The organism is Pseudomonas sp. SP16.1 (assembly GCF_052682975.1).
On record NZ_JBQYFZ010000001.1, the window covers coordinates 1749361 to 1766911 of the forward strand.

Here is a 17551-nt window from a genome sequence, read left to right on the forward strand (position 1 = left end):
TCGTTGTTCGTCGTGACCTGCGAGGTGCCCTGCGTATGGTGAGTGGAGCCACGTCCCTGAACCTGGTGCGCGATGAGCTGTTCGTCACCATGGAGGAGGCCGAGCAGAGCCTCGAGCACTTCATCGCCGAGCGCCACAACGGCAGCCTGCTGCAGCAGGCGGTGGAAAGTCTGCAGCAGGTGCGCGGCACGCTCAATCTGGTCGAGCTGGCCGGTGCCGAACTGCTGGCCCAGGAAGTGCTGGACCAGGCTACCGACATTCCGGCCGGTGCCGGCGAAGAGCGTGACGTGCAACTGGCGGCGCTGAGCAACGCCCTGCATGTGCTGCGCCGCTACTTGGAGAGCGTCGACGCCCACCGCCAGGAAATGCCCGAGCTACTGCTGCCGGCGATCAACGTTCTGCGCCAGGCCGGCGGCCAGCAGCCGTTGCCGGAGAGCTTCTTCTTCAGCGTGCGTCTGGACCATGCGCGTCCACGCAGCGCCAGCCAGCCACTCGACGGGGCGGCCAAGCTCGCCGAGGCCAGGCGCTTGCGTCATATGTACGAGGTCGGGCTGCTTGGCTTCATTCGCGAGCACAATCCGCAGGCCAGTCTCAAGCTGATGGTGCGCGCCATGGGCCGCCTAGACAGCCTGTTCGCCAACGAGCCGCGCGGGCGCATGTGCTGGATCGGTGCTGCCGCGCTCGAGGCGCAGAGCGACGGTCAGTTGCTGCCGCGCAAGTCGCGCAAGCAGTTGTTCTCGCGGCTGGATCGCGAGCTCAAGCTGATGCTCGGCAGCCCCCAGTACGAGACGCCACGCAGCCTGCTCAAGGAACTGCTGTATCTGGTGGCGCTGGCCGACAGCCGTGGGCCGCACGCCAGTGCGGTGCGCGAGGTGTTCGGTCTGGCCCCGCTGCCGTTCACCGATCATCTGCTGGAGGCCGAATACCAGCGTCTGGCCGGTCCGGGGCAGGCGGTGATGCGCTCGCTGTCCACTGCCATCCGCGAGGAGCTGGCCAGTGTCAAGGACATGCTCGATCTGCTCGAGCGCGGCACGCTGCAGGCCGAGACCCTGGCTACCTTGCACGCCGTGTTGGGCCGGTTGGCCAAGACGCTGGGCATGGTGGGCCTGAGCTCCGCCGGCAACTCGCTGAGTGCGCAGTTGCCGATCGTCGCCGCCTGGAGCGATGCCGCCTCGCCGCAGCCGGAGCAGTTGCACAAGCTGGCCGACGCCGTGCTGTATGTCGAAGGCATGGTCGCCAGCCTGGAGCGCGGTGCGAGCCGTGACGCGCGGCCAGCCCCGGTCCAGTCGGGCGGCGAGGCCGATTCCTTTGCCAGCCACCAGCTCAACGAGGCGCGCATCGTGGTGGTTGACGAGGCTCGCGCCGGCCTGGCGCTGGCCAAGCGGGCGATCACCGCCTACCTGGAGGCGGGTGGCGACAGAATGCACCTGTCCAACGTGCCGTTCAGTCTGCAGGCGGTGCGCGGCGGGCTGTGGTTTCTCGAGCAGCGTCGCGCGGCGATGCTGGTGGGAGGCTGCGCCGGCTATATCCAGACGCGCATGCTCGAGGCTGCGCAGATGCCCTCCGAGCAGATGCTGGAGACCCTGGCCGACGCCCTGAGCAGCCTGGAGTACTACCTGGAAGCCGGCGCCGTGCTGCGTCCGGAGACCCAGCCCAGTGTGCTCGACCTGGCCGAGGAAAGCGTCAAGGCGCTGGGCATGCCGGTGGCCGCCTGATGAGCTGGCGCAACGCGTTTCTCGATCCCGCCCACTCAGGTGGCTGGGCCTTGCTCTATTGTCAGCAGCATTTTCTCGTCGATGCCAACGGCGTGCTGTTCCCCCGCGACTGGATCAAGCGCCAGGAGCTGGAGATCCTCGCGGAGCAGGGCATCGGGTACTTCGCCGACGATCCCGTCTATCTGCTGCAGGTGCCGCAGTCGACCCATCTGGACGGCGCCAGCTGGCAGAGCCTGCGCCAGTTCATGCTGCAGGGCGAGGCGGAAACCTTCCGCATGCTGACCTACGCCGCACAGATCGGCACCTGGTACGGCCAGCACCGCTTCTGCGGCAGCTGCGGCGCGCCGACCCGTCAGCTACCGGGAGAGCGGGCGATGCGTTGCGATGCCTGCGAGTCGCAGCACTATCCGCGGCTTTCACCGAGCATGATCGTGCTGGTCACGCGTGGCGACGAGATCCTCCTGGCGCGCTCGCCGCGCTTCGTGGCCGGCGTCTACAGTACGCTGGCCGGCTTCGTCGAACCGGGCGAGTCGGTCGAGCACTGCGTGGCGCGCGAGGTGCGCGAGGAGGTGGGACTGGAAGTGCGCAACCTGCAATATCTCGGCAGCCAGGGTTGGCCGTTTCCGCATTCGCTGATGCTCGGCTTTCATGCCGAGTACGCCGGCGGCGAGATCGTCATGCAGGCGGACGAGATCGAGGATGCCCGCTGGTTCCGCGTCGATGACCTGCCGCCATTACCGGCGCCTCGCTCGATCGCCCGTTATCTGATCGACCTGTACGTCGCGCGCCGGCTGGGGCTGCCCGAGCCGATGCTGCCGGCGTAAGGCGGCTCATTTCGGGTGCTGACGCTTACCCATCCACCCTTGCCTGGCCCTCAGTTAATCCCCGGCACCGCACTGGCTCAGGCCTGGCCGAACCAGTGCTGCCAGGCCAGGCGCGCAGTCAGCGCCAGCACCACCAGGATGAACACCGGGCGGATGAATTTCGAGCCGCCCTTGATCGCCGTGCGCGCGCCGAGGAAGGCGCCGACCATCAGCGCCGCGCCCATGCTCAGGCCCAGCACCCAGGCTACCTGGCCGAAGGCGATGAACACCACCAGCGCCGCCGCATTGCTGACGAAGTTCATGGTTCGCGCCACGCCGCTGGCGCGAACCAGATCGAGCGGGTAGAGCAGCAGGCTGCTGACCGTCCAGAAGGCGCCGGTGCCGGGGCCGGCGACGCCGTCGTAGAAACCCAGTCCGAGGCCCTGCGGCCACTGACGGCCGCGAGTGATGGGCAGGTTCTGTTCGCTCGGCGCCGTCGGCGTGCGGCCGAACAGCAGGTACAGACCGCAGGCGAATACCACGGCCGGCAGCATCTGGTTGAGCCATTCGGCCGGCAGCCAGTGAGCGATCAGCGCGCCGAGCAGGGCGCCTATCGCCGTGGCCAACAGCGCGCCGCGCCAGTCTGCGGGAGCGAACAGCTTGCGCCGGTAGAAGGTCAGCGCCGCGGTGCCCGAGCCGAAGGTGGCGCACAGCTTGTTGGTGCCCAACACCAGGTGCGGCGGCAGGCCGGCGGTGAGCAGGGCGGGAATGGTCAGCAGACCGCCGCCTCCGGCGATGGCGTCGATGAAACCGGCGGTGAAGGCGACCAGAGCCAGAATGGCCAGGGTGCTGGGGTCGATGGCGAGCTCTAGGGCGAAGGGCATGGATAAAGTGTCGACTTGTGGGCGAGTGCGCAGCCTGCCGTCTGTTCGGCATCCGGCGAGCTGCGCATAATGCCGGGATTTTCCGGCGGAAGGAACGCAATCGATGCAATACGACGGGTTGGCCTGGGCGGTAGCGCTGTTGGCCGTGCTGGTGCTGTTGGTGGCACTGCGCATTCTGCTCAATACCGGCTGGTTCCTCGGCTGGCTCCGTGGCACCTGCGGTCTGGCATTTCTCGCCCTGGCCGGGCTGATCGGTCTGGGCGCCTACGACCTCTACAGCTACTCGCCGTTGCCGCAGGGCAAGCCGCTGGCTACCTTGAGCTTCAAGGCCGAGGGCGCGCAGCGCTATCGTGTCAGCCTGCTGGAGGGCGATCGCGAGCGGACGCTGACCCTGGAAGGCGACCTCTGGCAGCTCGATGGCCGGTTGATCCGCTGGAAAGGGCTGGCCGAGCTGATTGGTCTGGAGCCGGGCTATCGCCTGGAGCGCTTGTCCGGCCGCTTTCTCGCCATCGAACAGCAGGCGTTGGTCCAGCACGGTCGCGTGCAGCTGGCCGAGAGCCCGTACGGCGTCGATCTGTGGCGCTGGCTGCGCCTGAGTCAGCGTGACCTGCTGCTGTTCGACCCGCAGGCGTTGCGGGTGACCTATCTGCCGCTCGCCGCCGACGCGGTGTACAGCATCAGTCTGACCCCGACTGGCCTGCTGGCCGAACCGATGAATCCGGCGGCAGAGGCGGCGCTCAAGGACTGGCGCTGAGCCGCGCGTCGGGCCTAACGCTGGAAAACACCTCTGCCCGGCAGGCGCTGGCGATCATGGGCGCGGTTGAAGTCCTGCGCGGGGCCCTTGGCGATCACCCCGGTCGGGTTGATGGTCGCGTGGCTGGCATAGTAGTGCCCCTTGATATGGGTGAAGTCGACGGTCTCGGCGATGCCCGGCCACTGGTACAGCTCGCGTAGCCAGTTGGACAGATTGGCGTAGTCCTCGAGGCGCCGCAGGTTGCACTTGAAGTGCCCGTGGTAGACGGCGTCGAAGCGAATCAGCGTGGTGAACAGGCGGATATCGGCCTCGGTCAGGTACTCGCCCGCCAGGTAGCGTTGCTCGCCCAGCAGCGCCTCCAGCGCGTCGAGGGTGGCGAACAGCTCGTCGAAGGCTTCCTCGTAGGCGGCCTGGGTGGTGGCGAAGCCGGCACGGTAGACGCCGTTGTTCACCGCCGGGTAGATTCGCTCGTTGAGCTGGTCGATGCGCTCGCGCAGCGGCTGGGGGTAGAAGTCCAGGCGATTGCCGGTCAGTTCGTCGAAGGCCGAATTGAACATGCGGATGATTTCCGCCGACTCGTTGCTGACGACGCCGCCGCTCTGCGTGTCCCATAGCGCCGGCACCGTGACCCGGCCACTGTAGTGCGGATCGTCGGCCGTATAGCGCTGGTGCAGGTAGCGCAGGTCGTCGAGGCGGTCGCCGCTGGAGCCGAAGTGGCGGTCGAAGGTCCAGCCCTGTTCACGCATCAGCCAGCCGACCACCGATACCTCGATCAGCGGCTCCAGGCCCTTGAGCTTGCGCAGGATCAGTGTGCGATGGGCCCAGGGGCAGGCCAGCGATACGTAGAGATGGTAGCGTCCGGCCTCGGCTTGGAAGCCGCCATCGCCGCTCGGCCCGGCGCTGCCGTCGGCGGTGATCCAGTGGCGCCGTTGGGCGCTCTCGCGCTGGAAGCGACCGCTATCGCCGGTGTCGTACCACTGGTCGTGCCAGTGTCCATCGATCAGCAAACCCATCACGCCTTCCTCCGTTTTGACTGAATCCGGAGTCTAACGGGCTGCTGTCGATTGAAAGGTGGAAAAAGCTGGCTTAACCCATCGATCGGGTCGATTCGAGTCGCGCCTGCCAGCGCCGCTCGGCCTCGACGAACGCCTGTTCACGCGGCAACCCCAGGCCGCGCAGGGCCAGGGCCATGGTGGCGATCACCGCCAGACGGCCGTAGGCGTCTTCACGCTTGCCGCGCCAGAAGGCGAGTAGCTGTTCGGGCTGCAAGCTTTCCGGCTTGACGTGACGTTGCGCCGAAAGTGCCGGCCATTCCTCATCCCAGACCTGACCATCCTGCGTGCCATGCAGATGGCAGGCGGCATCGGGATTGACCTCGATCTCGCCACCTTCGCCCTTGATCACTATGGCGTGATCGCCCAGCATCCTGCTGGCGTCGCGATGTACCGCCTGGTAGCCGGGATGGAAGATGCTCTGCAGGCCGCAGCGCGCGCCGAGCGGGTTGAGCACGCGCGCCAGCGAATGAATCGGCGAGCGCAGGCCGAGGGTGTTGCGCAGGTCGATCATGCGCTGCAGCGCCGGCATCCAGTCGCCCAGGTAGCTGTAGGCGAGGTGCTGGCGCTGCAGGGTAGCGCCCACTTCCGCCCAGTCGCGGCACAGGGGAATCTCCAATTGCTGCAGCAGCTGTTCCGTGTACAGGCGCCCGGCGGTATGCGCGCCGCCGCCGTGCAGGAAGATGCGCACGCCGCTGGCGGCCAGCGCCTTGGCGGCCAGCAGATACCAGGGCAGGTGGCGCTTCTTGCCGGCGTAGCTCGGCCAGTCCAGATCGACGGCCGTGGCCGGCGCGCTCAGGCGCTCGCGCACCGCTTCGGTGAAGCCGGCCAGTTCCTCGGCGCTTTCCTCCTTGTGTCGCAGCAGCATCAGGAAGGCGCCGAGCTGGGTATCCTCGGTCTTGCCATCGAGCAGCAGGCCCATGGCCTCGCGTGCTTCCTCGCGGGTCAGGCTGCGCGCGCCGCGCTTGCCCTTACCGAGGATGCGCACGAACTGGGCGAAGGGGTGTTCGGCAGGAGTGATCAGGTTCATAGGCAATTGGTCGGTTTCGGCAGGCCGGCGAGCTTGGCCGCCAGTTTGGCTGGAGTGCCCTTGAACAGGCGGTTGAGATGCAGGCTGTTGCCTTTGTCCGGGCCGAGCTTGAGCGCCACGTACTTGATCAGCGGGCGATTGGCTGGCGACAGCTGGAATTCGGCGTAGAAGGCGCGCAGCAACTGGAGAATTTCCCAATGCTCGGCGCTCAGCTGCAGGTCTTCCGCCGCGGCCAGCGCTTCGGCGACCGGCTCGGACCAGTCCTGCAGGTCGAGCAGGTAGCCGTCCTTATCCAGGCCGATCTCGCGGCCGTCGAGTTTCAGGGCGTTCATAGCCAGCTGTTGACCCTGGTGTAACGGGTGCACAGCTCGACGAAGCCGGGGTAATCCACCGCCTGCACCCGTTCGGGCGCTTGCAGGCCGCGGGCGGCGAGGTCTTCGCCCAGGGCATAGAGCGCGATGCCGGCTGGCAGCAATTGCAGCGCCTGCAGGTTGGCGGTGTTTGGCTGCAGCGCATAGGTCGCATCGCCAGTCAGCAGCAGGGCATCGTTCGCACCGAGCAGGCGCAGGCAACTGAGCAGACGGCTGTCGGCGAAGGGCGAATGGGAGAGGATATGCAGGGTGGCCATCAGAGGGTGATCACCTGGTCGTAACGATCGAGTAGTCTGGTTAGCGCGTCGTCGTCCAGTCGCTGCACGGCAAGAATCAGCTCGGCGTCACCGAGCCCGCGTTCGCCCAGGCTGCGGGCGCTGGCATAGAGCGCCTCCACGCCGAACAGCGGCAGGGCCTGCAGATTGGCGCCGAGGTCCTTCTGTTGCAGCGAGGCAGGCTGTTGAGCGTTGGCCAGCTGGAACACGCCATCGTCGAGAAACAGCAGGCCGATGGGCAGGTCGAAGGCGCCGCCGGCCAGGGCGATGTCCAGCGCCTCGCGGGCACCGGGGCCGCTCCAGGGCGCCTGGCGACTGATGATCAGCAGCGACTTGCTCATTGCTGGCCTCCGAAGCAGACCAGGCGGTCGGCCTGCTGCGCGGCTTCATGCAGCTGGCCGAGGCCGGACAGCTCCCAGGGCGCCTGTAGATTGGCTGCCGGTCGTCCATAGCGCTGCGCTTCCTCGACGTTGAGCACGCCGCGGCGCAGGGCGGCAGCGATGCAAACCACGGCGTCCAATTGCTGCGCCTCGACGAACTCGCGCCACTCCCGGGGCAGGTCGAGTTCGTCTTGCGGGCTGACCACGTTGCTCGCCGCGCTGTGCACGCCGTCCTGGTAGAAGAACAGCCGCACGATCTCATGGCCGCCGGCCAGTGCCGCCTGGGCGAAACGCAAGGCCCGGCGCGAGGCGGGCATATGGGGGGCGGCGAACAGGGCGATGGCGAATTTCATGGAGCGTCCGGCGAGCTGAAACTGCGCCAATGATAAGGCCAGGGACCTGTGGCAGACAAAGAGTCGTTGACCGAGGCGGCTGCGGTGCAACGCATGGACAAAGAAAAGCCCGCCGAAGCGGGCTCGAAGGGGACGAAAGGAATCAGTCGTCGCCGCCCATGATGCCGAAGATCTGCAGCAGGCTGACGAACAGGTTGTAGATCGAAACGTACAGGCTGATGGTAGCCATGATGTAGTTGCGCTCGCCGCCATGGATGATGGCGCTGGTCTGGAACAGGATGCAGACCGAGGAGAACAGCACGAAGCCGGCGCTGATCGCCAGTTGCAGGCCGCTGATCTGGAAGAAGAAGCTGGCCAGCACGGCGGCGAGCAGGACGAAGAAGCCCGCGGTGATGAAGCCGCTGAGGAAGCTCATGTCCTTGCGGGTGGTCAGCACGTAGGCCGACAGGCCGAAGAACACCAGTGCGGTCATGGAGAAGGCCGAGCTGATCACTTCCGCGCCGTTGGCCATGCCCAGGTAGCGGTTGAGGATCGGGCCGAGGGTGTAGCCCATGAAGCCGGTCAGGGCCAGGGTGGAGACCAGGCCCCAGGCCGAGTCACGCAACTTGTAGGTGAGGAAGAACAGGCCATAGAAGCCGATCAGCACCACGAAGAAGTTCGGGTAGGGCAGGTTGGCGCGTTGACTGAGGAAGGCGACCAGGCCGCTGAAGGCCAGAGTGATGGCCAGCAAGCCATAGGTATTGCGTAGAACGCGGCTGACTTCCAGCTGCTCGGCCTGCGAGTGATTGAGTAGGTAGTCTTGCTCTTGCATGGCAACGCTCCTGTGGCACGAAGGGTACGTTATTCGAATGACCCGGATCATAGCAGAGCCGAACAAGCTGCCAAGGCGCAGAGTTTGACAGTGTGTTGCGTTCCGGTAAGATTGCCGCCCGCACTGCAGCGGAGGTGTGGCCGAGTGGTTTAAGGCAACGGTCTTGAAAACCGTCGATGGGCAACTATCCGTGAGTTCGAATCTCACCGCCTCCGCCAATTCCTTTACGCATTCCGCAGTTTCTTGATCGTTATCTGGCGCTTGCTTTTTGACTTTTGTGCGCCAAGATAGGTCGGTCGCTGGCATTTTGCTAAGCTGGCTGGCAAGTTCAACTTCACCGACGAGCGGTGGCTGACAAGGTGCAACGAGGTGGCCGATTGATTAGGGTGCTGGTGGTTGACGACCACGATCTGGTTCGCACAGGCATCACACGCATGCTCGCCGACATCGATGGCTTGCAGGTGGTCGGCGAGGCTTGCACCGGCGAGGAATCCCTGCTCAAGGTGCGCGAGCTCAAGCCGGACGTGGTGCTGATGGACGTCAAGATGCCCGGCATCGGCGGCCTGGAAGCCACGCGCAAGTTGATGCGCAGCCATCCCGATATCAAGGTCGTCGCGGTAACGGTCTGCGAGGAAGATCCGTTCCCTACGCGGTTGCTGCAAGCCGGTGCCGCCGGTTATCTGACCAAGGGCGCCGCGCTCGACGAGATGGTGCAGGCGATCCGCCTGGTATTCGCAGGCCAGCGCTATATCGATCCGCAGATTGCCCAGCAACTGGCACTGAAGTCCTTCCAGCCGCAGACCAATGGCTCGCCGTTCGATCTGTTGTCCGAGCGCGAGATTCAGATCGCGCTGATGATCGCCAATTGCCACAAGGTGCAGAACATCTCGGACAAACTTTGCCTGTCGCCGAAGACGGTCAACACCTACCGTTACCGCATCTTCGAGAAGCTCTCCATTACCAGCGACGTCGAGCTGGCTCTGCTTGCGGTGCGCCACGGCATGGTCGACGCCGTCAGCTGAAGATGTCCGCCCCCTTCGACTCGAGTGCCTTCCTGGCGACCTGCAGCGGTCGCCCGGGCGTCTATCGCATGTTCGATGGCGAGACCAAGCTGCTCTATGTCGGCAAGGCGAAGAATCTGAAGAAGCGCCTGGCCAGCTATTTCCGCAAGACCGGCCAGGCGCCGAAGACCGCTGCCCTGGTGGCGCGCATCGCGCAGATCGAGACCACCATCACCGCCAACGAGACTGAGGCGCTGCTGCTCGAGCAGACGCTGATCAAGGAATGGCGGCCGCCCTACAACATCCTGCTGCGCGACGACAAATCCTACCCCTACGTGTTCCTCTCCGATGGCAAGTTCCCGCGCCTGGGTATCCATCGCGGGGCGAAGAAGGCCAAGGGGCGCTACTTCGGGCCTTATCCCAGCGCGCTGGCGATTCGCGAGAGCCTCAGCCTGCTGCAGAAGACCTTCTTCGTTCGTCAGTGCGAGGACAGCTATTACCGCAACCGCACGCGGCCCTGCCTGCAGTATCAGATCAAGCGCTGCAAGGGGCCCTGTGTCGGCTTGGTCAGCCCCGAGGAGTACGCGGAAGACGTGCGCCATTCGGTGATGTTTCTCGAGGGGCGCAGCAATGCGCTGAGCGCCGAGCTTTCCGCCAGCATGGAAAAAGCCGCCATGGCCCTGGAGTTCGAGCAGGCGGCAGAGCTACGCGACCAGATCGCCCTGCTGCGCCGTGTGCAGGACCAGCAGAGCATGGAGGGTGGTACCGGTGACGTCGACGTGGTGGCGGTGATGCTCAATCCCGGCGGCGCCTGCGTGCACCTGATCAGCGTGCGCGGCGGCCGGGTGCTGGGCAGCAAGAACTTCTTCCCGCAGGTGGCGATCGAGGAGGAGGGCGGCGACGTGCTCATGGCCTTCCTCGCCCAGTACTACCTGGGCAACGTCGAGCGCGATCTGCCGGGCGAGTTAATCGTCAACGTGCAGCATGAGGACTTCGCCACCCTGATCGAGGCCGTCGCCTCGCTGCGCGGCCGCAGTCTGAGCATAAGTTACCGCGTGCGCGGCACGCGGGCGCGCTGGCAGCAGCTGGCGGTGACCAATGCCGAGCAGGCGCTGGCCGCGCGCCTGGCCAACCGTCAGCACCTAGCCGAGCGTTTCGAGGCGCTGGCCGCGGTGCTGCAGATGGACGAGTCGCCGCAGCGCATGGAGTGCTTCGATATCAGCCATTCCAGCGGCGAGGCGACGGTGGCGTCCTGTGTGGTGTTCGGCCCGGAAGGCCCGCTCAAGTCCGACTACCGCCGCTTCAACATCGAGGGCGTCACTGCCGGCGACGACTATGCCGCGATGCACCAGGCGCTGACGCGACGTTTCAGCAAGGTCAAAGATGGCGAAGGCAAGCTGCCGGACGTATTGCTGGTGGACGGTGGCAAGGGCCAACTGGCCATGGCCCGTGAAGTACTGCAGGAGCTGGCGGTGCCCGATCTGGTCCTGCTCGGCGTGGCCAAGGGCACCACGCGCAAGCCGGGGCTGGAAGTGCTCTATCTCAACGACGCCGAACACGAATTCACCCTGCCGGGCAACTCGCCGGCGCTGCACCTGATCCAGCAGATTCGTGACGAGTCGCACCGCTTCGCCATCACCGGTCACCGTGCCCGGCGTGGCAAGGCGCGACGCACCTCGACCCTGGAGGAGGTGGCGGGGGTCGGCCCAAAGCGTCGGCGCGAATTGCTCAACCACTTCGGCGGATTGCAGGAGTTGTCCCGCGCCAGCGTCGAGGAAATCGCCAAGGCACCGGGAATCAGCAAAAAGCTCGCCGAGTTGATTTATGCCTCCCTGCACAGCGAGTAGAATGCCCGTTCACCTCGCAGCCTAGTTGTGCCGATGAATATCCCCAACTTGCTTACCGTGCTCCGGGTTCTGCTGATCCCGGTCTTCATTTTGCTGTTCTACCTGCCGTTCTCTTGGAGCTACTGGGCTGCCAGCGCAGTGTTCGCCGTTGCCGCCGTGACCGACTGGCTCGATGGCTACCTGGCTCGCCGCTGGGAGCAGGGTACGCCTTTCGGCGCCTTCCTCGATCCGGTTGCCGACAAATTGATGGTGGCGGTGGCTCTGGTGCTGCTCGCCGCCGAACATTCCAACCTGTGGCTGACCCTGGCGGCGGCGATCATCATCGGTCGCGAGATCGTGGTATCCGCCTTGCGCGAATGGATGGCCGAGTTGGGGGCGCGCGCGCATGTAGCGGTATCCAATCTGGGCAAATGGAAAACCGCGGCGCAGATGGTGGCGTTGGTGATCTTGCTGGCCAACCCGCCGCATTTCACCTTCTGGGTGGTGCTCGGTTATGTCCTGCTGATCATCGCCGCGGTGCTGACATTGTGGTCGATGCTGCAGTACCTGCTGGCCGCCTGGCCGCACCTCAGCACCACCTCTGAAAAGAAATAAGTATTTTTGAATCAAAGGGTTGACGCGGCGATTCGATTCTATAGAATGGCGCCCGTCACCAAGACAAGCGGGAATAGCTCAGTTGGTAGAGCACGACCTTGCCAAGGTCGGGGTCGCGAGTTCGAGTCTCGTTTCCCGCTCCAGTTTTACAGCGCTTGCTTCAGCAGGTGCGTAGTAAGTTCCAAGGTCCCCTTCGTCTAGTGGCCTAGGACACCGCCCTTTCACGGCGGTAACAGGGGTTCGAGTCCCCTAGGGGACGCCAAATTTGTTGTACAAAGCAGTAGTTACGCGGGAATAGCTCAGTTGGTAGAGCACGACCTTGCCAAGGTCGGGGTCGCGAGTTCGAGTCTCGTTTCCCGCTCCAGGTTTACGCGAGTCGCCATGGCGGTTCGTTTGATTTAAGGCTGAGTTGCAGAGTGGTTATGCACCGGATTGCAAATCCGTGAACGCCGGTTCGATTCCGACCTCAGCCTCCAATCCAGAAAAGCCTCGTAGATCCATGATTTACGAGGCTTTTTTATTACTCCAAGGCTATCCCCATGCCTTGCGGGTGCTGTAGGCGCTGTATATAGTCCAGCCCTTCAGCGCAGCGCTACCGCCCGAATGGCGAAATCGGTAGACGCAGGAGACTTAAAATCTCTCGCCAGCAATGGCGTGCCGGTTCGAGTCCGGCTTCGGGCACCATTTAAAATCAAGCGATTACGATTTTTTGCAACGGTATGGCTTGGTCCGCAATTCATCGTGTGGGCGTGATTTTCTTCCCTCGACGATCTCTGATGTAGTGCTTGGTCATGACCACTGTCGTATGGCCTAGCTGGTCCCTTGCTCTCAGAATGTCGCCGCTTGATTCCGCTTTGTCGGTTCCAGCCTTAGTGCGCAGGTCGCGCAATTGGAACTCCACTTTTTCAACTCCTGCCGCCTCTCAGAGCAGGCTCTAACGAAAGGCCAGATCGCGCAGGAACAAGGTGATTGGAGGGAACATGATGAGTAGTACCGACATCAGCAGCAAGATGAGGAAGAACGGCAAGCTGCCACGGATTACGTCGAAGTAGGGCCGTCGAAATATCGCTATAGCGGTGAAGATGTCGCAGCCGAAAGGCGGCGTGGCCGAGCCGATGGCCGCCTGCAAGGTGATGATGGTGCCAACCAGCACCGGATCAAGGCCAGACAGGCGTACCGCCGGGGCAAAGATCGGCACGAGGATCAGCATTACCACAATCGGGTCGACGAACATGCAACCGATAAAGAAGGCGATCGAAATGATGATCAGCAGTTCGGTCGGCGAAGCCTGCATCAGACCAATACCGCTGAGGATCTGCTGGGGGATCTGAGCGAAGGATATCACCCAGGAGAAAGCCGAGCCGGCGGCCACTAGGATAAACACCACGGCGGTAATCAGCCCGGTGGACATTGCAACGCTCGACAGATCACTGAGCTTGACCCGGCGAAAAATCAACACCTCCAGAATCAGCGCATAGAGCACTGACACCGCAGCTGCCTCGGTAGGGCTGAAGACCCCGGTGTAGATGCCACCGATGGTCATCACTGGCAGCAGCAGCGGCAGGAAGGCACGACGGCATGTGCGCAGTCGCTCATGCCAGCTAAATTTCTCGCTGCGGGGAATGCCTGCCAGCCGCGCGTAGAAGTAGCAGTAGCCGGCCAGCAGCACCATCAGCAGTAAGCCAGGGCCAATGCCGGCGATAAACAGTTCGGCCACCGATGTGCCCGAGACCACGCCGTAGATGATCATGCCGATGCTCGGCGGAATCAGCAGGGCGATATCCGAGGCGTTGATGATCAGTGCCATGGCGAAGCTGTCCTTGTACCCCTGTTGCAGCATCTTCGGCCGCATGATGCTGCCCACCCCGACCACGGTCGCCTGGGTCGAGCCGGACAAGGCACCGAACATCGCGCAGCTCAGAGCGGTGGTGACTGCCATGCCGCCCCGCACATGGCCGACGAAAGCCATGGCGACATCCAGCAGTCTATTGGCCGTGGCCCCGCGAGTAATGATGTCGGCGGCAAGGATGAACATCGGTACTGCCACCAGGGCTGACGGACGGATGCCGGCGATCATCTGCTGGATTAGGAACTCCGGCCCCATGTTGAAGAAAAACAGGAAGCCGGCCGCTGCGGCCGCCAACAGGGTTGTCATCATGGGGAAGCCCGCCAGCAGCAGGACCAGCATGATCAGCAGAAGAGCAGTAGTCATATCCATGCTGTGCGTACTCAGGCTTGCGGGGGGAGGGAGGCGTCGACATGCCGCGGCGGTGCTTCGCGGCAGCCGAGCAGTACCAGCAACTGAATGAAGGCGTGGCGCAGGAACTGCAGGCCACTCATACCCAAGCCCAGTGGAATGACCAGGTAGATGTAATGCAGCGGCAACTGTAACGCCGATGAGGCGCGGCCAACGCGCGCGGCCGATTGCACGTAACCAATGGATGCCCAGGTCAGCCACATCAGCAGGGCGGCGGTAAGCAGATTGATCAGCAGGAGACTGGCGGCGGCTGGCTTGCCAGTCAGTTGCTCGACGAAGGCGCTCATGCTGATGTGGCGGTTGTGCCGCGCGGCATAGCTGCAACCGATGAAGGTGACGAAGATGATCAGGAACTGATTGAGTTCCTCGGAGAAGTACAGGCTCTGGCTGAACAAGTAACGGCCAAATACATTGCCGACCGAGTTCAGCGCCATCAGCAGGATCGCGCTGGTGAGGATAAACGCCTCGAGCTTTTCCAGCAGCCAGTCCAGTTTATGTAGCCAAGCCATTGCCACCTCCAGCCTGCTGTCATGTCGACAGGCATTTTTTTGTTGTGGAGGCCAGACAGTACATCCGTGAAAAAACCATGTCAATTCAATATTTGAATCAGTACATATGTGCTATTTCATGGTGCATGAACTGCTTTATGCGTCATTTCAGAACACGAAGTGCATGGGAGGGGGTATCTCCTCCATCAGCCCATTCAGCGTGGCCAGTCCAGCCTGAACGCGCGAGCGGCTCTGTTCGGCGCCCAGGCTGATGCGCACGAACGGGTTGTTGCGATCGGCGGTGGCCAGGAACGGCTCCGCCGGAAAGATCATCACGCCTTCCTGGCGTGCCCGGCGGACGAACTTTTCCGGTTGCCAGTGCGCCGGCAGTTCGGCCCATATATGCATGCCGTTGGGATGGGCCTTGTAGCGACAGGCGGTGAGCAGTTCGCAGGCCATCTGCTGGCGTGCCGCAAACTCTTGCTGCTGAAAGGTGATCATGCGGTCGAGGGTGCCGTCCTGCATCCACCAGCTGGCGATCTCGAAGGGCATCAGGGTGGCCATCCAAGTAGTACTGCGAAGTCGGCCTATGGCTTGCTGCACTAAGTGTGGCGGGGTGATCAGATAGCCGGCGCGCATGCCAGGCAAGGTCACCTTGGTCAGGCTGGTGGCGTAGAAGCTGCGCTCCGGAATAAGCGCCGACAGTGGCGGGCTGCGGTCCGGTTGCAGTGCGCCATAAACGTCGTCCTCCACCACCGTCAAGTCGTAGCGCCGGGCCAGCTCGGCGATCGCCTGACGTCGTTCCAGGCTCATGGTGTTGTTGTTGGGGTTGTTCATGGTCGGGGTGCAGAACAGCACCCGCGCGCTCCCCTGTCGGCAGGCGGTTTCCAGCGCTTCGGGCAGAATGCCCTGGTCGTCTGTGGCCAGGCCTTTGAGATTGAAGTGCAGGGTTTGCGCCAAGGCCAGTAGCAGCATGCCCGTCTCGTGTTCGCAGAGTACCGTGTCACCTGGCTTGAGTATCGTCGCCATGGCAATAGTCAGGGCGTGCGCGGTGCCATTGCAGAACAACATGTGATCGGGGTTGGCCGGCATTCTCTGCTGGGCCAGCCAGGTGCAGACCACGTCACGGTGCAGGGTCAGGCCTTGGGTCGGGTGGAAGGACGTTATGAAATCATCGCGGCCCTCGCGGGACAGGCGTTCGAGGCCCTCGCGGTAGAGCTTGACATGGCGGGCCGTGCACACCGGATGGGCGGTGGACAGGTCGATGCCCCGGCTGGGGTCATCGTGTTCGTCGGTGGACAGGTAGTCCGATTCGTGGCTGACGTGGCGGCTGCGCACGAAGGTGCCGCTGCCCACCTGGGCGTAGACGACGCCCTGCTTTTCGGCATGTGCGTAGGCATTGCTTACCGTCTGCACGCTAACCCCCAGGACCTCGGCCAGCTCTCGGTGGGTCGGCAGCTTGCTGCCGGGCTGCAATGCGCCGGCATTGATCGCTTCACTGAGGGCATTGCCGATGGCCAGGTATTTGGGCTGGCCAGAGCGGATGAAGGGCTTCAGGTCTATTGTCATAGTTCAATAAAGTCCTTGACGAAAAGTGTACTGATTATAAATATGTAATCCATGCGGATTGACCTGCATTTGATGTGGTCACTCTAGCAGGTTTCAGTACATTGCATAACCGCCCGGCTGGTGCGGGCGGTTGGATAGAGACCTGAACGCCGTCGCGTTCATTTTCGAGATGCTGTCATGAGTGAAATCGCTTTGAATTTCAGCCGTGAAGAGTATGCCCAGCGTTTGACCAAGGTGCGTGCCGCCATGGCTGAGCGGGGGGTCACGACGCTGATCGTGCATGATCCATCCAACATGGCCTGGCTTACCGGTTATGACGGCTGGTCTTTCTACACTCCGCAATGCGTGGTGATTGGCCAGCACGGCAACCCGTTATGGTACGGCCGTGGCATCGATGCCAATGGCGCGCGTCGCACCGTCTACATGCCGGAGGAGGATATCGCCTCCTACAGCGACCGCTACGTGATGAACCCACCGCATCACGCCCTCGACTACCTATGCCAGGAAATACTGTCGGCACGAGGCTGGACCAGCGGCACGATCGGCGTGGAGATGGACAACTACTACTACAGCGCCACTTCGCACCAGGCGCTGCAGCATGGTCTGCCGCAGGCACAGTTGGTCGATGCCACTGGCTTGGTCAACTGGTGTCGAGCGGTCAAGTCGCCGCTGGAAATCGAGTACATGCGTGTGGCCGCGCGCATCGTCGAGAACATGCATCGGGCGATCATCGAAATGGTCGAACCGGGTCTGCCGAAAAACGTGCTGGTAGGTGAAATCTATCGGGTTGCCTGTGTCGGTCACGAGGGTAAGTTCGGCGACTACCCAGCTATCGTGCCCATGTTGCCCTCGGGCAAGGACGCTTCGGCGCCGCACCTGACCTGGGACGATCGCCCGTTCAAGAAGGGGGAAGGTACCTTCTTCGAGATTGCCGGCTGCCACAAACGCTACCACTGCCCGCTGTCGCGCACTCTTTACTTGGGCGAACCGTCAGCCGCTTTTCGCAAGGCGGAGGAGGCGATCAACGCTGGCCTGGAGGCGGGCCTGGCGGTCGCCAAACCTGGCAATACCTGCGGTGACATCGCCAGGGAGCTGAACAGCACCCTGCGTCGTTACGGTTACGATCGCGGAGATAACCGTTGCGGATATCCAATCGGTCTGAGTTATCCGCCGGATTGGGGCGAGCGCACCATGAGCCTGCGTGAGAGCGACACCACGGTGCTGCAACCTGGCATGACCTTCCACTTTATGCCGGGCCTTTGGCTGGATGATTGGGGTCTGGAGACCACCGAGAGCATCCTGATTACCGAGAGCGGGGTGGAAACCCTTTGCGACTTCCCGCGACAGTTATTCGTGAAGGCCTGAGA

Annotated in this window: 18 protein-coding genes, 6 tRNA genes and 1 pseudogene; 13 read left to right on the forward strand and 12 right to left on the reverse strand. The window is 63.3% G+C overall.

The genetic code is table 11. From position 1 onward, the window contains the following. Positions 1 to 35: 35 nt before the first annotated feature. Both ACUTAF_RS08510 and nudC read left to right on the forward strand, forming a co-directional pair. A complete protein-coding gene (locus ACUTAF_RS08510) occupies positions 36 to 1715 on the forward strand; it encodes a ferrous iron transporter B (protein ID WP_445579569.1) in 1680 nt (559 codons plus the stop codon). Beyond that, positions 1715 to 2539: an NAD(+) diphosphatase gene (nudC, locus tag ACUTAF_RS08515; protein WP_445579570.1), complete on the forward strand. Its 825-nt coding sequence runs from the start codon at positions 1715 to 1717 to the stop codon at positions 2537 to 2539. The genes ACUTAF_RS08510 and nudC overlap by 1 nt, the downstream gene beginning before the upstream one ends. Positions 2540 to 2616: 77 nt before the next feature. Here nudC and ACUTAF_RS08520 read toward each other — a convergent pair whose 3' ends face one another. Further along, complete coding sequence (locus ACUTAF_RS08520; protein WP_445579571.1) at positions 2617 to 3402, reverse strand: TSUP family transporter; 786 nt, start codon at positions 3400 to 3402, stop codon at positions 2617 to 2619. Positions 3403 to 3505: 103 nt separating this feature from the next. Between ACUTAF_RS08520 and ACUTAF_RS08525 the strand changes: the two genes are divergently transcribed. Further along, complete coding sequence (locus ACUTAF_RS08525) at positions 3506 to 4156, forward strand: hypothetical protein (RefSeq protein WP_445579572.1); 651 nt, start codon at positions 3506 to 3508, stop codon at positions 4154 to 4156. Positions 4157 to 4170: 14 nt separating this feature from the next. On the opposite strand, the gene ACUTAF_RS08530 is transcribed toward ACUTAF_RS08525, so the two are convergent. From ACUTAF_RS08530 to ACUTAF_RS08560, 7 genes are all read right to left on the reverse strand, one after another. Then, positions 4171 to 5169 carry a glutathione S-transferase family protein gene (locus tag ACUTAF_RS08530; protein WP_445579573.1) on the reverse strand — a complete coding sequence of 333 codons (999 nt, stop codon included), beginning with the start codon at positions 5167 to 5169 and terminating at the stop codon, positions 4171 to 4173. A gap of 73 nt (positions 5170 to 5242) precedes the next feature. Continuing rightward, positions 5243 to 6238: a glycosyl transferase family protein gene (locus tag ACUTAF_RS08535; protein WP_445579574.1), complete on the reverse strand. Its 996-nt coding sequence runs from the start codon at positions 6236 to 6238 to the stop codon at positions 5243 to 5245. Then, a complete protein-coding gene (locus ACUTAF_RS08540) occupies positions 6235 to 6570 on the reverse strand; it encodes a TusE/DsrC/DsvC family sulfur relay protein (protein ID WP_445579575.1) in 336 nt (111 codons plus the stop codon). Before ACUTAF_RS08540 ends, ACUTAF_RS08535 begins: the two co-directional genes overlap by 4 nt. Beyond that, complete coding sequence (tusB, locus tag ACUTAF_RS08545) at positions 6567 to 6866, reverse strand: sulfurtransferase complex subunit TusB (RefSeq protein ID WP_445579576.1); 300 nt, start codon at positions 6864 to 6866, stop codon at positions 6567 to 6569. The genes ACUTAF_RS08540 and tusB overlap by 4 nt, the downstream gene beginning before the upstream one ends. Next, on the reverse strand, positions 6866 to 7225 hold the full coding sequence (gene tusC, locus ACUTAF_RS08550; protein WP_445579577.1) for a sulfurtransferase complex subunit TusC: 360 nt from the start codon (positions 7223 to 7225) through the stop codon (positions 6866 to 6868). The genes tusB and tusC overlap by 1 nt, the downstream gene beginning before the upstream one ends. Further along, positions 7222 to 7617 (reverse strand): sulfurtransferase complex subunit TusD, encoded by a 396-nt coding sequence (gene tusD, locus ACUTAF_RS08555; RefSeq protein WP_445579578.1) that lies wholly within the window; start codon positions 7615 to 7617, stop codon positions 7222 to 7224. Before tusD ends, tusC begins: the two co-directional genes overlap by 4 nt. A 142-nt stretch (positions 7618 to 7759) precedes the next feature. Beyond that, positions 7760 to 8428, reverse strand: coding sequence for a Bax inhibitor-1/YccA family protein (locus ACUTAF_RS08560; RefSeq protein WP_445579579.1), 669 nt, complete (start codon positions 8426 to 8428; stop codon positions 7760 to 7762). A gap of 130 nt (positions 8429 to 8558) precedes the next feature. Between ACUTAF_RS08560 and ACUTAF_RS08565 the strand changes: the two genes are divergently transcribed. The 9 genes from ACUTAF_RS08565 to ACUTAF_RS08605 all read left to right on the forward strand — a co-directional run bounded on the left by ACUTAF_RS08565 (position 8559) and on the right by ACUTAF_RS08605 (position 12554). Further along, positions 8559 to 8646: transfer RNA gene (locus ACUTAF_RS08565), tRNA-Ser, on the forward strand. A 159-nt stretch (positions 8647 to 8805) separates the two neighbouring features. Then, entirely contained in the window at positions 8806 to 9450 is a 645-nt protein-coding gene (gene gacA / locus ACUTAF_RS08570; protein WP_445579580.1) for a response regulator transcription factor GacA, read from the forward strand. 2 nt (positions 9451 to 9452) lie between these two features. Then, positions 9453 to 11276 carry an excinuclease ABC subunit UvrC gene (uvrC, locus tag ACUTAF_RS08575; protein WP_445579581.1) on the forward strand — a complete coding sequence of 608 codons (1824 nt, stop codon included), beginning with the start codon at positions 9453 to 9455 and terminating at the stop codon, positions 11274 to 11276. Between the two features lie 33 nt (positions 11277 to 11309). Then, positions 11310 to 11870: a CDP-diacylglycerol--glycerol-3-phosphate 3-phosphatidyltransferase gene (pgsA, locus tag ACUTAF_RS08580; protein WP_445579582.1), complete on the forward strand. Its 561-nt coding sequence runs from the start codon at positions 11310 to 11312 to the stop codon at positions 11868 to 11870. 67 nt (positions 11871 to 11937) lie between these two features. Continuing rightward, positions 11938 to 12013: transfer RNA gene (locus ACUTAF_RS08585), tRNA-Gly, on the forward strand. A 43-nt stretch (positions 12014 to 12056) separates the two neighbouring features. Next, positions 12057 to 12132: transfer RNA gene (locus tag ACUTAF_RS08590), tRNA-Glu, on the forward strand. A 26-nt stretch (positions 12133 to 12158) separates the two neighbouring features. Then, a tRNA-Gly gene (locus ACUTAF_RS08595) sits at positions 12159 to 12234 on the forward strand. Between the two features lie 38 nt (positions 12235 to 12272). Then, positions 12273 to 12346: transfer RNA gene (locus ACUTAF_RS08600), tRNA-Cys, on the forward strand. A 121-nt stretch (positions 12347 to 12467) separates the two neighbouring features. Continuing rightward, positions 12468 to 12554, forward strand: a tRNA-Leu gene (locus tag ACUTAF_RS08605). A 52-nt stretch (positions 12555 to 12606) separates the two neighbouring features. On the opposite strand, the pseudogene ACUTAF_RS08610 reads toward ACUTAF_RS08605, so the two are convergent. From ACUTAF_RS08610 to ehuR, 4 genes and pseudogenes are all read right to left on the reverse strand, one after another. Next, positions 12607 to 12792: pseudogene (locus ACUTAF_RS08610) on the reverse strand (integrase); the annotation flags it as partial. A 12-nt stretch (positions 12793 to 12804) separates the two neighbouring features. Beyond that, positions 12805 to 14082: a TRAP transporter large permease gene (locus tag ACUTAF_RS08615; RefSeq protein WP_445582422.1), complete on the reverse strand. Its 1278-nt coding sequence runs from the start codon at positions 14080 to 14082 to the stop codon at positions 12805 to 12807. 17 nt (positions 14083 to 14099) lie between these two features. Further along, on the reverse strand, positions 14100 to 14636 hold the full coding sequence (locus ACUTAF_RS08620) for a TRAP transporter small permease (protein WP_445579583.1): 537 nt from the start codon (positions 14634 to 14636) through the stop codon (positions 14100 to 14102). A 147-nt stretch (positions 14637 to 14783) separates the two neighbouring features. Then, positions 14784 to 16184 carry a MocR-like ectoine utilization transcription factor EhuR gene (ehuR, locus tag ACUTAF_RS08625; RefSeq protein WP_445579584.1) on the reverse strand — a complete coding sequence of 467 codons (1401 nt, stop codon included), beginning with the start codon at positions 16182 to 16184 and terminating at the stop codon, positions 14784 to 14786. 177 nt (positions 16185 to 16361) lie between these two features. Between ehuR and doeA the strand changes: the two genes are divergently transcribed. Then, on the forward strand, positions 16362 to 17549 hold the full coding sequence (doeA, locus tag ACUTAF_RS08630; RefSeq protein ID WP_445579585.1) for an ectoine hydrolase DoeA: 1188 nt from the start codon (positions 16362 to 16364) through the stop codon (positions 17547 to 17549). The last annotated feature ends 2 nt before the right edge of the window (positions 17550 to 17551 follow it).

Excerpts from the sequence above, each read along its gene's own strand:
- tusB (WP_445579576.1), bottom strand. The coding sequence starts at position 6,866 with ATGGCCACCCTGCATATCCTCTCCCATTCGCCCTTCGCCGACAGCCGT.
- pgsA (WP_445579582.1), top strand. The coding sequence starts at position 11,310 with ATGAATATCCCCAACTTGCTTACCGTGCTCCGGGTTCTGCTGATCCCG.
- nudC (WP_445579570.1), top strand. The coding sequence starts at position 1,715 with ATGAGCTGGCGCAACGCGTTTCTCGATCCCGCCCACTCAGGTGGCTGG.
- ACUTAF_RS08530 (WP_445579573.1), bottom strand. The coding sequence starts at position 5,169 with ATGGGTTTGCTGATCGATGGACACTGGCACGACCAGTGGTACGACACC.
- doeA (WP_445579585.1), top strand. The coding sequence starts at position 16,362 with ATGAGTGAAATCGCTTTGAATTTCAGCCGTGAAGAGTATGCCCAGCGT.
- ACUTAF_RS08535 (WP_445579574.1), bottom strand. The coding sequence starts at position 6,238 with ATGAACCTGATCACTCCTGCCGAACACCCCTTCGCCCAGTTCGTGCGC.
- ACUTAF_RS08525 (WP_445579572.1), top strand. The coding sequence starts at position 3,506 with ATGCAATACGACGGGTTGGCCTGGGCGGTAGCGCTGTTGGCCGTGCTG.
- ACUTAF_RS08560 (WP_445579579.1), bottom strand. The coding sequence starts at position 8,428 with ATGCAAGAGCAAGACTACCTACTCAATCACTCGCAGGCCGAGCAGCTG.
- ehuR (WP_445579584.1), bottom strand. The coding sequence starts at position 16,184 with ATGACAATAGACCTGAAGCCCTTCATCCGCTCTGGCCAGCCCAAATAC.
- ACUTAF_RS08510 (WP_445579569.1), top strand. The coding sequence starts at position 36 with ATGGTGAGTGGAGCCACGTCCCTGAACCTGGTGCGCGATGAGCTGTTC.
- tusC (WP_445579577.1), bottom strand. The coding sequence starts at position 7,225 with ATGAGCAAGTCGCTGCTGATCATCAGTCGCCAGGCGCCCTGGAGCGGC.
- ACUTAF_RS08620 (WP_445579583.1), bottom strand. The coding sequence starts at position 14,636 with ATGGCTTGGCTACATAAACTGGACTGGCTGCTGGAAAAGCTCGAGGCG.
- ACUTAF_RS08615 (WP_445582422.1), bottom strand. The coding sequence starts at position 14,082 with ATGACTACTGCTCTTCTGCTGATCATGCTGGTCCTGCTGCTGGCGGGC.
- uvrC (WP_445579581.1), top strand. The coding sequence starts at position 9,453 with ATGTCCGCCCCCTTCGACTCGAGTGCCTTCCTGGCGACCTGCAGCGGT.
- ACUTAF_RS08520 (WP_445579571.1), bottom strand. The coding sequence starts at position 3,402 with ATGCCCTTCGCCCTAGAGCTCGCCATCGACCCCAGCACCCTGGCCATT.
- ACUTAF_RS08540 (WP_445579575.1), bottom strand. The coding sequence starts at position 6,570 with ATGAACGCCCTGAAACTCGACGGCCGCGAGATCGGCCTGGATAAGGAC.
- tusD (WP_445579578.1), bottom strand. The coding sequence starts at position 7,617 with ATGAAATTCGCCATCGCCCTGTTCGCCGCCCCCCATATGCCCGCCTCG.